10 protein-coding genes are annotated in these 13,464 nt (G+C 71.0%); 7 read left to right on the top strand and 3 right to left on the bottom strand.

Annotation, left to right across the window (positions count from 1 at the left end):
• Positions 1–387: 387 nt before the first annotated feature.
• The gene (locus Aiant_RS38105; RefSeq protein WP_189331414.1) at positions 388–3,195 is read right to left on the bottom strand and encodes an RICIN domain-containing protein; all 2,808 of its coding nucleotides are present in this window, start codon (positions 3,193–3,195) and stop codon (positions 388–390) included.
• A 143-nt stretch (positions 3,196–3,338) separates the two neighbouring features.
• On the opposite strand from Aiant_RS38105, the gene Aiant_RS38100 reads away from it, so the two are divergent.
• The 7 genes from Aiant_RS38100 (at position 3,339) to Aiant_RS38070 (ending at position 11,353) form a co-directional block, all read left to right on the top strand.
• A complete protein-coding gene (locus Aiant_RS38100) occupies positions 3,339–4,109 on the top strand; it encodes an MBL fold metallo-hydrolase (protein ID WP_189331415.1) in 771 nt (256 codons plus the stop codon).
• Positions 4,110–4,144: 35 nt separating this feature from the next.
• Positions 4,145–4,936, top strand: a complete 792-nt coding sequence (locus Aiant_RS38095) for an alpha/beta fold hydrolase (protein WP_189331416.1) — start codon at positions 4,145–4,147, stop codon at positions 4,934–4,936.
• Positions 4,933–5,772 (top strand): alpha/beta fold hydrolase, encoded by an 840-nt coding sequence (locus tag Aiant_RS38090; protein WP_189331417.1) that lies wholly within the window; start codon positions 4,933–4,935, stop codon positions 5,770–5,772. The genes Aiant_RS38095 and Aiant_RS38090 overlap by 4 nt, the downstream gene beginning before the upstream one ends.
• Positions 5,769–6,566 (top strand): alpha/beta hydrolase, encoded by a 798-nt coding sequence (locus Aiant_RS38085; RefSeq protein WP_189331418.1) that lies wholly within the window; start codon positions 5,769–5,771, stop codon positions 6,564–6,566. Before Aiant_RS38090 ends, Aiant_RS38085 begins: the two co-directional genes overlap by 4 nt.
• Before the next feature lie 243 nt (positions 6,567–6,809).
• The gene (locus Aiant_RS38080) at positions 6,810–9,140 is read left to right on the top strand and encodes a hypothetical protein (protein WP_189331419.1); all 2,331 of its coding nucleotides are present in this window, start codon (positions 6,810–6,812) and stop codon (positions 9,138–9,140) included.
• A 44-nt stretch (positions 9,141–9,184) separates the two neighbouring features.
• Positions 9,185–9,889, top strand: coding sequence for a hypothetical protein (locus Aiant_RS38075; protein WP_189331420.1), 705 nt, complete (start codon positions 9,185–9,187; stop codon positions 9,887–9,889).
• Between the two features lie 27 nt (positions 9,890–9,916).
• The gene (locus tag Aiant_RS38070) at positions 9,917–11,353 is read left to right on the top strand and encodes a sulfatase family protein (protein WP_189331421.1); all 1,437 of its coding nucleotides are present in this window, start codon (positions 9,917–9,919) and stop codon (positions 11,351–11,353) included.
• Between the two features lie 1,137 nt (positions 11,354–12,490).
• Here Aiant_RS38070 and Aiant_RS46955 read toward each other — a convergent pair.
• Positions 12,491–13,072, bottom strand: coding sequence for a helix-turn-helix transcriptional regulator (locus Aiant_RS46955; RefSeq protein ID WP_342358081.1), 582 nt, complete (start codon positions 13,070–13,072; stop codon positions 12,491–12,493).
• Complete coding sequence (locus Aiant_RS46950) at positions 13,072–13,347, bottom strand: hypothetical protein (protein ID WP_342358083.1); 276 nt, start codon at positions 13,345–13,347, stop codon at positions 13,072–13,074. Before Aiant_RS46950 ends, Aiant_RS46955 begins: the two co-directional genes overlap by 1 nt.
• Positions 13,348–13,464 lie beyond the last annotated feature (117 nt).

The following is a 13,464-nucleotide window of genomic DNA, read 5'->3' as shown; positions in this document are numbered from 1 at the left end:
CCCTATCCAGGCCCGGGACAGGGCCGCGAGCGCCAGCCCGGTGACCGGGGCTGGACCTGACCGCCCTATCCAGGCCCGGGACAGGGCCGTGAACGCCAGCCCGACAACCCCGGCTGGACCTGACCGCCCCATCCAGGCTCGGGACAGGGCCGCGAGCGCCAGCCCGGTGACCGGGGCTGGACCTGACCGCCCTATCCAGGCCCGGGACAGGGCCGTGAACGCCAGCCCGGTAACCGCGGCTGGACCTGACCGCCCTATCGAGGCTCGGGACAGGGCCGTGAGCACCAGCCCGGTGACCGGGGCTGGACCTGACGGCCCTATTCAGGCTGGGGATAGGGCCGTGAGTGCCAGCCTGGGAACGACGGCTGGCGCGAGTGGGATCCGGCGTCAGGCGGGGATGAGGCGCCAGCGTTGGTTGGCGAGTTGCAGGTCGGGCCATTGGCCTACGTCGGCGCTGTTGGCGGTGGACTGGCCCTGGACCTCCAGGACCTTGCCGCTGTGGCGGGCCACGATGGCGAAGACGTTCGGGGCGGACCAGGCGAGGCGCCACTGCTGGTTGGCGCCTCCTTCGTAGTCCCACTGGACGGCCTTGGCCCCGTCAGCGGTCGAATTACCGGAAATATCGACGCATTTCCCGTCCATCACGCTGACGATCCGGAAGTAGCCACCCCCTGTGTCCTGAAATTTCCAGACATGGTCCGCCGACCCGACCGGCGGATACTGCTGCAACTGCGCCCCGTTGGCCGTCGACATATTGTTGATCGCCAGCACCTGGCCCGAATGCGTGGCCTGCAACTTCACGGCCCCGTCGGGCACCAGCCGCCAGTTGTGATCGGCCGTCCCGTTGTCACTGAACTGCACCACGTTCGCCGAGTCCGCCGTGGACGCCCCGGCCACCGCCAGGACTTTGCCCGAATTTTTATTCTTTATCCGGACATAGCCGGTGCCGTTGTCCAGCACCTGCCACAAATGATCCGCCGTCCCATTGTCCTCGAACTGCACGACCTGCGCCGAGTCCGCCGTCGACATCACGTCCACCCCGAGCAGCTTCCCCGAGTTCACGTTCTGGATCTTCAGCCAGCCGTCCCCGTTGTCCACCAGCCGCCACAGGTGATCAGCGGTCCCGTTGTCGCTGAACTGCACCACCCGCGCGCTGTTCGCCGTCGACATCGAGTCGACCCCGAGCACCTTCCCGCTGTTCTGGTTCTGGATCCGGAACGCCACCCCCGCCGCCTGCCACGGCGTCCCCGCCCCGATCGTCGGGAACGCGGTGATCCGCAGCCGCGCCGCGCCCATCGGGATCAGCGTCACCTGCTCGACCGGCTCACCGGACGGCGTCGGGCTGTCCTGCAACGGCGTCACGATGGTGTCCGCGTCCGCCCTCCACCCGGTGATCTTCCGAGCCGGCGTCACCATCCTGATCGGCGCGGTGGCCGGCGTGAACGGGTCGTCGACGTTGCCCAGCCCGGTCGTCACGGAGAACTGGGTCGCCCCGTCGAGGCCGTAGTTCCACGCCGATCCGGGCCGCACCTCACGCGTCGGCCAGGTCGCCGACCCGCCGGTCTGCGTCCAGTTCTCGGTGATCGCCAGCGAGAAGGTCAGCGCGCCGAAGTCGACCGAGACCGACTTGTGGTTCGCGGTCCAGGTGCGGGTCCTCGCCCGCATCGGCAGACGGAAGACGATTCTGTCGCCGTTCGCCCAGGTCCGGGAGATTTTTGCGTACGACGAGGGCCCGCTCACCGCCACCGCACTCCCGTTGACCGTGAGCGTGGCACCGGAACACCACCCCGGCACCCGCAGGTACAGCGGGAACGCCAGCGCCTTGGGCGTGCTCACCGTGTACGTGATGGTGTCCCCGAACGGATACGTGGTGTCCGCCTTGATCGACACCGTGGTCCCGTCACCGACCCTCGCGGTGACCGTGGCCGGCCCGTGCAGGGTCGCCGCCAGCCCGCCGTCCGGCGTGGCCACCCACATCTCCTCGACGTAGTACGGCCAGCCCATCCCGTAGTTGTGCGGACAGCACCGATAGTTGTCGATGCCGAGCATGTACGCCTGCATCGCGAACCCGTTCTGGAACTGCCCGGCGTGCCCCGGCCGGTCCAGCAGGGCGATACTGTTCGCGCTGGTGATGTAGTGGATGCCGCGCTGCTGCGGGTCGAGCGACGCGGGTAGCGAGTTGAACGCCAGGTCCTCGGTCCGGTCACCCCACACCGGGTCGCCGGTGATCCGGGTGAGGATCTCGTGGCTGGCCATGAACTCGACGATCCCGCACGTCTCGAACCCCTGACGCGGGTCGCCGAAGCCGGGCCGGGCGTTCTCGTCCCCGGCGAATCCGCCGCCCGGGAACTGCCCGTACGTACCCATGATGGTGTCGTAGTCGTGGTAGCTGGCCTGGCGGTGTGCGGCGTCGCCGCTGAGGATCGAGTAGACCGCCGGCTCCCGGAAGCCCTGGGCCAGGTTGACATTGTGCAGCGACGGCAGGTTGTCCAGGTAGTTCGCCGAGTTGGTGTGGATCTTCCGGGCCAGGTCGAGCAGGAACGCGTCGCCGGTCCGGTTGTACGTCCAGAACACCACCTCCAAGGTGTCCGCCCAGCGCAGACTCCCCCAGCTCTGGTTGAACGCGCTCGCCCCCTGCGCGTTCACGAACTGGAAGAACCGGGTGAAGAACGGCACGATCCGGCTGTCGGCGGTGTACTCGGCGTACGACCGCAGGGCGTGCAGCATCGGCATGTGCGGCCAGAAGTCCGGGCCGCCGCCGAGGCTGGTGCGCAGCGCGGACGGGCCGAAGAAGCCGTCACCGGCCTGGGTGGCGAGCACCCCGTCGACCCACTTGGTGGTCTCCGCCCGCACCCGGGAGTCGCCGGTCACGAAGCCGAGGCTGGCGAACCCCTTGAGCCAGTACGGCACCTCTTCCCAGCCGCCGAGGTTCGGGTGGATCCAGCCGGTGTTGTCGTACTGGAGGAAGTGCGAGATCTCGGCCATCCGGCCGTTGATGCCGGTGAGCTGGTAGTTCAGCTGGGTGGCCAGCCAGCCGGCGGCCTTGGTGGCGCCCGGCGGCAGCCGCAGGAAGGCGTCGGCGCGCAAGGGCGCGCGGTTGGTGACGTAGCCGGGGGCGGTCGCCGCTTCCGCCGCGGTGGCAGAGGACAGGAACGGAGCCGCGGCTGCCGCGGCCAGGAGCGTACGACGTTGCACCGTGAGCCTCCTGCGTGCGCTTGTGCGCGATTATGTGCGTTCACTTGCGTTACCGGATCGTAAAACGTAAATGTGTCTCTGTAAACAAAAGAGCCAGTCAAGTTACTGATGCGCACACCGGCCCCGCCGCGCATGGTCGGGGCATGAAAGACGTACGGATTACGCATATCGGCGGGCCGACCACGCTCATCGAGATCGGCGAGTGGCGGATCCTGACCGACCCGACCTTCGACCCGCCCGGCCGCACGTACTCGTTCGGCTGGGGCACCAGGTCCCGCAAGCAGACCGGGCCGGCGCTGGCTCCCGAGGAGGTCGGGCCGGTGGACGCGGTGCTGCTCAGCCACGATCACCACGCGGACAACCTGGACGATCGGGGCCGATCGCTGCTCGGCGGAACCGTTGTCACGACGATGGCCGGGGCGCGCCGGGTGGGCGGGCACGGCCTGCGCAATTGGGAGACCTTCACGCTCAGCGACCCCGATAAATCGGATATCACGATCACCGCCACGCCCTGCCGGCACGGACCCCCGCTGAGCGGGCCGATCGTCGGCCCGGTGATCGGCTTCGCCCTCGGCTGGGCGGGTCAGGAGCACGGCGTCCTGTGGATCACCGGCGACACCGTGCTGTTCGACGGCGTGCGCGAGGTGCCACGCCGGATGACCGTCGACACCGTGGTGCTGCACCTGGGCGCGGTGAAGTTCCCGATCACCGGCGGCCTGCACTACAGCCTCACCGCCGCCGACGCGGTCGAGCTGTGCCGCCTGGTCCAGCCGCGCACGATCGTCCCGGTGCACTACGAGGGCTGGTCGCATTTCAGCCAGGGCCGGGACGTGGTGGAGCGGGCGTTCGCCGCGGCGCCGGACGGGCTGGGCGAGCGGCTGCACTGGCTGCCCCGGAAACCGTCAGGTTACTGATGCGTGGCGGGGAGCGTGACCAGCACCGTGATGGCATGTCTACCACTCGCCGTACCCTGATCGCCGGCTCCGCGGCGCTCGCCACCGGAGCCCTCATCGGGTCGCCGGCCGCGGCCGCCCCGGGATCGAAACCGCAACCGAAACCGACCGTCGTGCTGGTGCACGGCGCCTTCGCCGACGCGTCCGGCTGGACCGACGTCGCCCGTCTGCTGCAGCACGACGGCTACCGCGTGCTCGCCCCGGCCAACCCGCTGCGCGGCGTTCCCGGCGACACCGACTACATCGCGTCGTTCCTGGCCACCGTGCCCGGCCCGATCGTGCTGGTCGGCCACTCCTACGGCGGCTTCGTGATCACCAACGCGGCAACCGGAAACCCGAACATCACGGCTTTGGTGTACGTCGCCGCGTTCGCCCCGGACGCCGGCGACACCGTGCAGGGCCTGCAACTGAAGTACCCGGGCAGCAAGCTCGGCGAGGCGGCGCTGGACTTCCGGCCGCACCCGGGCGGCGTCGACGGTTACGTCAAGCCGGAGGTGTTCCGCGAGGTGTTCGCCGGCGACCTGCCCCGCTCGGCCACCGATCTGATGGCCGCCACCCAGCGCCCCGGCGACCTGTCCACGCTCGGCACCCCGTCCGGCGCGCCGGCCTGGGCGTCGATCCCGTCGTACTTCCTGATCGCCCGCGACGACCAGCTCATCCCGGCCGCCGCGCAACGCTTCATGGCCGCTCGCGCCAACGGCCACAGCGTGGAGGTACGGGCCTCGCACGTCGCCATGATCTCGCAGCCGCGCGCCACCGCCGACCTGATCCGAAAGGCCGCCCGATGAGCTTCGTGACCACCGCCGACGGTACCCGGATCTTCTACAAGGACTGGGGCAGCGGACGCCCAGTCGTGCTCAGCCACGGCTGGCCGCTGAACTCCGACAGCTGGGAAGCCCAGCAGCTGTTCCTCGCGAACAACGGCTACCGGGTCATCGCTCACGACCGGCGCGGGCACGGCAGGTCCACCCAGACCTGGCACGGCAACGAGATGGACACCTACGCCGACGACCTCGCCGCCCTGCTCGATCACCTCGACCTGCACGACGTCACCCTGGTCGGCTTCTCCACCGGCGGCGGCGAGATCACCCGCTACATCGGCCGGCACGGCACCGCCCGCGCCGCCCAGGCCGTCCTGGTCTCCGCCGTCCCGCCGCTGATGCTCCAGCGGGCGGACAACCCGGGTGGCGTGCCGATCGAGGTCTTCGACGGACTGCGGGCCGGTTCGCTCGGCGACCGCTCGCAGCTCTACAAGGACCTCGCGGACGGGCCGTTCTTCGGCAACAACCGGCCCGGCGCGACGGTCAGCCAGGGCATCCGGGACGCGTTCTGGCGGCAATCGATGGCCGCCGGGCACCGCAACGCCTACGAGTCGATCGCCGCGTTCTCGGCCACCGACTTCCGCGGCGACCTCGCCAAGTTCGACATACCCACCCTGGTCATCCACGGCGACGACGACCAGGTCGTCCCCTTCGAGGTCGGCGGGATGGCGTCGTCCGCGCTGGTCAAGGGCGCGCGGCTGATCGTCTACCCGGGTGCGCCGCACGGCATCACCGACACCCACAAGCAGCAGCTCGGCGACGACCTGCTGGCCTTTCTCTCGTCGTTCGAGGAGACCGCATGAGCACGATCGTCCTGGTACACGGCCTCTGGGTGACCCCGCGCAGCTGGGAGCAGTGGGTTCCGTACTACGAGGCGCGGGGGCACACCGTGCTGACCCCGGCCTACCCGGGCTTCGAGGTCGAGGTGGAGGCCCTGCGGGCGGACCCGACCCCGATCGCCACGGTCACCGTACCGGAGACGATCGCCCACCTGGAGAAGGTCATCACGTCGCTGCCCGAGAAGCCGATCATCATCGGACACTCGTTCGGCGGCACCCTCACCCAGCTGCTGCTGGACCGGGGGCACGGCGCGGCCGGTGTGGTGATCGACTCGGCGCCGACCGAGGGCATCCGGGTCACCCCGCCCTCACAGATCAAGTCGCTGTTCCCGATCCTCGACAACCCGGCGAAGCGGCACCGGGCGGCGGGATTCACCCCGGAGCAGTTCCACTACGCGTTCACCAACACGCTGTCCGATTCCGATGCCCTCGCCGCGTACGAGCGGTACGCCATCCCGGCTCCGGGCAACTGGGTCTGGGCCTACGGCCTGATCGCCAACTTCAAGCCGGGCAGGCAGGAGACCTGGGTCGATTACCACAACGCCGGCCGGGCCCCGCTGCTGTTCATCGCCGGCGGCGCCGACCACATCATGCCCCCGTCGGTGAACAAGTCGAACGCGCACCACTACAAGGCGCCCGGCACGGTCACCGAGTACCACGAGTTCCCCGGCCGCTCGCACTGGACCTGCGCCGAACCGGGCTGGGAACAGGTCGCCGACAAGGCCCTGGAGTGGGCTCTCGCCCACGCCCGGCCGTGACCTCTCTCGTCGTCCCGGTACCGCAGACCGGGGCGGCGAGATCACGGTGCTCCCCGTCGTACCGAAATCGGGTCTTCCGTTTTTGATCTTTTATATCGCTGTAGATCTATGAGTTGGCCTTGCCATGCATAGATATTCATCGCTACCTTGTGCCGAGTTGTGGCTGGATCGCGGGGGCGTCCAGATCGGTGTGATGCGATGTGTTCTCCCTCGTGGTCCGTGGACGAACGAGGGAGAACACAGGTGCGTAAACGCAGAGGAATCGCCGTCGCCGGCCTGTCCGCGGCGCTCGTGCTGGGTACCGGAAGCGTCGCGTATGCGGCGCCGGCCGGCGCCGGGACCGAGCCCGAGTGCGAGGTGCCGCCGGACTGGTCGTCCTGCGTCCAGGTGGTCGCCTCACTGGACCGGGCTCCGGCCGTCGGGGCGACGGCGCAACTCACCATCGAGGTGAGGGCGCTGACCGACATCGACCACGCGCGGATCGAGGCCGACCTGCCCGCCGCGCTGGACTGGCAGAGCAGGCCGGCCGGCTGGAAGCTGACCGATCTCGGCCCGCTGCTGCCCGAGGACGGTGACGGCGTCCAGCGCGCCTCGCGGGTCGTGGACGTCAAGGCCGGGAAGACGCTGCGCTACAAGGCGAAGGTGCGCGGCGTCGCGGCCGCGTCCACCTCGGTGCGCGCCCGGGTGACCGGTCCGGCCGCGTCGCCGCTGGACGACGACGCGAACATGCTGCTGCTCAGCGTCGGGGCCACCGCCGCCGACTCCTACCTGGGCCTGGACGCCTCGCGCAACTCGGACGCGCTGCAGGCGCTGCCCGACACGATGCCGCTCGTGCCGTCCACGTCCCAGAAGTTCCGGCCCGTGTCCGAGGACGGGCTGGCCGAGCCGCACAGCGACGACCCGCCGGCCGGCGGCGCGTCGATCCAGGCGATCACCTGTGTCACCGGCACCGTCGGTTACGAGGCGCCGGCCGGCACCGGGCACCCGTCGCCGAACATCCAGGTGCAGGCGTGGGACTACGACTCGATCGGCGCCGACGACCTGCTGGACTCGGCGCTCACCGACGACAGCGGGAGCTACCGGCTCTGCTTCGACAACGGCACCGACGTGTCCGGCGGGCAGGACGTCTATGTCAAGATGGTCGCCGAGAACGGCCTGTGGCGGGTCAGTGACGAGGGCTTCCTGGGCTCGCGCGACGTCTACGACTTCAACTCCGCCCGCAAGGACAACCTGGCGAACGGCCGGACCGTCGACTACGGCCGGCTCGCCCCGGCCGACCAGACCCTGCACCGGGTGCTGCACTCCTTCGACATGGCGAACGACGCCAAGGAGTGGACGCCCGGCGAGTGCTGGGACGCCCGCGACACCGGCGACTGCCGCCGGATGGAGATCGTCTACCCGGACGACGACAGCGACGACGTCAGCGTCTACCGCCACTCGAACCGGACCGTGTACCTGGAGCCGGCCACGCCGGACGACCGCTCCGACGCGGTGCACGAATACGGCCACGCGGTGATGGGCGACCTGTACGAGGACAACTGGCCGCCGTCCGACAACTGCAGCCCGCATGCCATGGACACCACGAGCTCGCCGGGCTGCGCCTGGACCGAGGGCTTCGCGAACTGGTACCCGATGGCGATCTACAACGACGACTACTATCGGGGCTGGCGCGTCGAGGACACCTCGTCCTTCGACCCCGGGGACGCGACCGAGGGCCGGGTCACCGGATCGCTCTGGGACCTGATCGACCCGGGCAGTGAGGGCTGGGACAACTGGCAGGAGAGCGGCAAGGACGCCCTCTGGGACACCATGCTCGACCGGCGGTCGGCCACGTTCCGGGAGTTCTGGACGAACCGCGGGCTCGAGGGGCACAACGTCGGCGACGGGCCGGCCGGGGCGCTGTTCCAGAACGGGATCGACTACGGATTCCGGTTCGGGCTGAGCGACGGGGTGACGCTGACCCGGCCCACCCCGGAGACCCCGAACAATTATCGGTACGAGACGACGTACGCGTACTGGTCGGTGGTGGCGCTGCGGCCGCCCGCGAACGTCGACTACGACCTCGCGCTCTACGACGACGCGGCGCTGTCGCAGCAGCTCGCCACCAGCGTGCTGCCGGGCGACACGGTCGACTTCGTCGCGGTGGACAGCGGCAAGCGCCCGCTCGGCGACTACTACCCGGTGGTGCGCCGGCCGTCGAGCTCGACCGGCACCGGCGACTACCGCATCCAGCTGGCCGCCGGGCACCGGTTGCTGCTCAACGGCGCCACCCAGGCGATGAACGGGGCGGACGACGTCGTGGCGGTCTGGGACTACTGCCCCAGCGCCGCCGCGACCACCACCGTCACGGTGACGCCCTCGGACGCGAGTCAGGACGCCGAGCTGTTCCTGCTCAGCTCGGACGCGGCGAACGCGGCGAGCTGGACGATCGGCCGGTCGCAGGCCGCCGCCGAGTCCGTCGGCCACGGCCCCGGGCAACCGGAGGCGATCACGTTCGACCAGCGCGAAGGCTGCTACGGCGTCGTCGTGGTGAACCGGGCCGGGTCGGGGACGTACACCCTGACCCTGTCCTGAGTCCGGCGCGGAACCGCCGGCCACCCGGGGTCGTCGGAGTCAGCATGCGGATGACTGCGCTCCTCGCCGTGGTGCTCGCCGGAACCGCCTCGTGCGGCCGGGCCGGTCCGGAGTCCCTTCCGGCCGGCCCGGCCACGCTGGTGCTCCAGGTGACCGTGTCGCCGAGCAGCCCCCGGCCCTGGGAGCGGGGGCAGGTGCCGCGGTTCTCGCTCTACGGAGGCGGACGGGTGATCGTCCCGGCCGGCGGGGACGACGCCCTGCGGTCCGCCCGGGAGTACCGGTTGTCCCCGGGGGCGTACCGGGATCTGGTGGACCGGGCGTACAGCGCCGGCCTCGATCGGGGCGGCGAGATCGACAATCGGGCGGAGACCGACTCGTCGCTGCTGACCATCACGCTGAGCACAGCCGGCGGAGTGCGGACGACCCGGGTCGTCGCGCCGGACGACGGCGACGACGTCAGCGAGTTCGTCCGCACGCTGCCGGAGACGCCCGCCGACGCGATCGCGTACCGGCCGGTGGCGGTGGCGGTGCTGGCGACCGGCGGCGTCGGGTCCGAGGGGACCGTGCGGCCGTGGCCGCTGGAGCCGCTGGAGCGGGGAACTCGCACGGAGGCGGGGCTCTGCACGGTGACCACGACGGCAGTGCCGTTCGCGGGGACGCCCCAGGAGGAGTCCCGCTGGAGCAGCGGCGGCAAGGTCTACGCCGTGGTGGGCCGTCCCCTGCTCCCCGCCGAGCCGGGCTGTCCCTAGCATTCCTATAAACCATATAGTTTCTATATGAATATCTGTCGATCCGTCCTCGCGGCGGCGGCAGCTCTCGGGCTGCTCGCCGCCGTGCCCGCCCCCGCCTCCCCGGCGGCCGCCGCTCCCCGGACCAACTTCGTCTTCGTCCTCACCGACGACCTGTCCAAGAACCTGGTCCAGTACATGCCGAACGTGCAGGCCCTCGCCGCGGAGGGCACCACGTTCGCCAACTACACGGTGACCGACTCGCTGTGCTGCCCCTCCCGGTCGTCGATCTTCACCGGGCGGTTCCCGCACAACACCGGCATCTACACCAACGGCGGTGACGACGGCGGCTTCGGCGTGTTCCACCAGCGCGGCGAGGAGAGCGACACGTTCGCCACCGACCTGACCGAGGCCGGCTACCGGACCGCGTTCCTCGGCAAGTACCTCAACGGCTACCTGCCCGCCGACGGCTGGGTGCCACCCGGCTGGACCGAGTGGGACGTGGCCGGCGCCGGGTACGCCGGGTACAACTACAACCTGCTGGAGAACGGGACGGTACGGCACTACGGCAGCACGCCGGCCGACTACCTGACCCGGGTGATCAGCGGCAAGGCGCAACGGTTCATCACCGACTCGGCGGCGGCCGGGAAGCCGTTCCTGATCGAGCTGGCCACGTTCACGCCGCACTCGCCGTACACGCCGGACCCTCAGGACCTGGACAGGTTCCCGAACCTGACGGCGCCGCGCGGGCCCGCGTTCAACACGCTGCCGGCGAACGCCCCGGCCTGGCTCGCCGCCCACGACCCGCTGACCGCGGACGAGAAGACGAAGATCGACAACGCGTACCGGAAGCGGGCGCAGGCCGTGCAGTCGATCGACCGGATGATCGGCACCCTGCGGCAGACGCTGGAGGCCGCGGGCGTCGCCGGCCACACGGTGCTCGTGTTCAGCTCCGACAACGGCTATCACATGGGCCAGTACCGGCTGAACCCCGGCAAGCAGACGGCGTTCGACACCGACGTCAACGTGCCGCTGATCGTCGCCGGTGGCGGGGTCCGGGCCGGGATCACGGTGACCGCGCCGGCCGCCAACATCGACCTGCGCCCCACCTTCACCGACCTGGCCGGCACGACAACCGGCACCGAGGTGGACGGACGCAGCCTGAAGCCGCTGCTCACCGGCCCGGCGCCGGCCGGCTGGCGAACCACGGCCCTGATCGAGCACCACGGGCCGGACGTGGACCCTTCCGACCCTGACCTTCCCGAGCCGGGCAGCGGCAACCCGCCCACCTACAACGCGCTCCGGACCGCGACCTACACCTACGTCGAGTACCGGAACGGCGCGGCGGAGTACTACGACCGCACCGCGGACCCGCACCAGTTGAACAACATCGTGGGGACGCTTTCGGCTGCTCGGCTCGCTGAGCTGCACGCCGCGGTCGATGCTCTGCACACCTGCGTCGGTCGGACCGCTTGCTGGCGCTGACCCTTTTTCGGTACGGCCGGTGGTCGCTGCTGCGGCCGCCGGTTTCGGTCCGTGGGTCGTTGCGCGCCGGGCCGCGGAGTGGGGGGGTCGCGGCCGCCGGTTTCGGACCGTGGGTCGTTGCGTGCCAGGCCGTGGAGCGGGGAGTCGCGGCCGCCGGTTTCGGACCGTGGGTCGTTGCGTGCCAGGCCGCGGAGGTGACGGTCGCGATCGCCAGTTCGGGTCCGGCGGGCGGTTGCGGTCTACGCACCAGGCCACGGAGCGGCTGCTCACGGTCGCAGCCGCCAGCCGCCGGAGCCCGCTCCCAGCCCGCCCACCCAGGGGGCCTTCCCTGGACAGTGTGACGGATTCTGAGGGCCTCGACGAACGGGCTTGTGGATAACGCGATGGTGTGTGTTTCTCCCTGCCGGGACAGTGCCCTGGGCGCCGACCGACGGCACCGGCTGGTCCCCAGCGCCCTATCCCGGCCCGCGAAAGGGCCCTGAACACCAGCCCGACGACACCGGCTGGACCCCAACGCCCTATCCCGACCCGCGAAAGGGCCCTGAACACCAGCCCGACGACACCGGCTGGACCCCAACGCCCTATCCCGACCCGCGAAAGGGCCCTGAACACCAGCCCGACGCCACCGGCTGGACCCCAGCGCCCTATCCCGGCTTGCGGAAGGGCCACCCGAACCAGCCGGGTCCCTCGGCTGGGCCGCACCGTCCTATACCGACTCGCAACGCAGCCACCAGACCCACCCCGGACCCCGGCTGGACCTCAGCGCCCTATCGAGACCCGCGGAAGGGCCACCAGAACCAGCCCGGGGTTGCCGGCTGGGGCTCAGCGCCCTATCCCGGCTTGCGCAAGGGCCATCAGAACCAGCCCGGGGTTGCCGGACCGTGGCTGGAGGGACGATCGGATCGGGAACGGGACCGGCGGCGCGCCTGCACTGACAGTGATGTCTGCGGGCGTTTACGGGCGGCCCAGCCGTGACCGGGGGACTTCCCGGCCCGGCGCGCAGGGCCGCGACCGGGTGCGGGCCGCCGACGGAGGCCACGCGACGAACGACGACCTGACCTGGCACGCGGGGACCGCGACCACCTGTCGGTCGTCAGCGGTTGCCGGGACGGGACGAGTTCGGGGCCGGTTTCGGGTTCACGACGGAGTTCGGGTGAGGCGGTAGTGACCTGGAGCGATGCCGGCCTCGCGCTTGAACGCCTTGGCGAAGGCGAACTCGTTGGCGTAGCCGCTGCGCGCCGCGACCGCCCGCAGGGGCAGGTCGCCGCCGGTCAGCAGGCGGCGGGCCAGGGTCATCCGCCACCAGGTGAGGTAGGCCAGCGGGGGCTGCCCGACCACGGTGGTGAACCGGCGGGCGAACGCCGCCCGGGACAGTCCGGCCACCGCGCCGAGCTCCTGCACGGTCCAGGGGTGGGCCGGGTCGGCGTGCACGGCGTGCAGGGCGGCGGCCAGCGCCGGGTCGGCGAGGGCGGCGGCCCACCCGGTCGCGGTACGGCCGGCGTCGGCGCGCAACCAGGCACGGACGATGTACAGCAGCAGCGTGTCGAGCAGCGCCGGGATCACCGCGGCCGCTCCCGGGCCGCCGCCGGCGAGCTCGGCGGCGAGCAGGGCGACGGCCGCGTCCAGCGCCGGATCGCCGGCCGGCACGTGCACGACCTCCGGCAGGCCGCTGAGCAGCGGATGCGCCTGCGCGCGGCGCAGCCGGTAGGCCCCGCACATCAGCTGGACGCCCGCTCCCGCAGCTGAGGTTCCGGCACCGGCGGCACCGGCAGCGGCAGGGGCAGCGGCAGCAGCACCGGCGGCGGCACCGGCAGCGGCACCGGCAGCGGCACCGGCAGGGGCAGCGCCACCGGCAGGGGCAGCGGCCGCGGCAGAGGCACCGGCATCGGCGGCGGCACCGGCATCGGCGGCGGCGGCACCGGCACCGGCACCGGCAGCGGCAGCGGCAGCACCGGCACCGGCACCGGCACCGGCACCGGCAACGGTGGCGGCACGGGGCACATCGGAGGAGCTGGCGTCAGTGGAGTGCGGGCTGGGTGAGGGCGGGCCGACAGTCCAGCGGCCGTCCGGGAGAGGACGCACGTCGGCGAGCGGACTACCCGGATGGTCGG

Origin of the sequence: Actinoplanes ianthinogenes, from assembly GCF_018324205.1 — a bacterium.
Taxonomy (GTDB): Bacteria; Actinomycetota; Actinomycetes; order Mycobacteriales; family Micromonosporaceae; genus Actinoplanes; species Actinoplanes ianthinogenes.
This window is presented reverse-complemented; position numbering and strand designations above follow the sequence as displayed.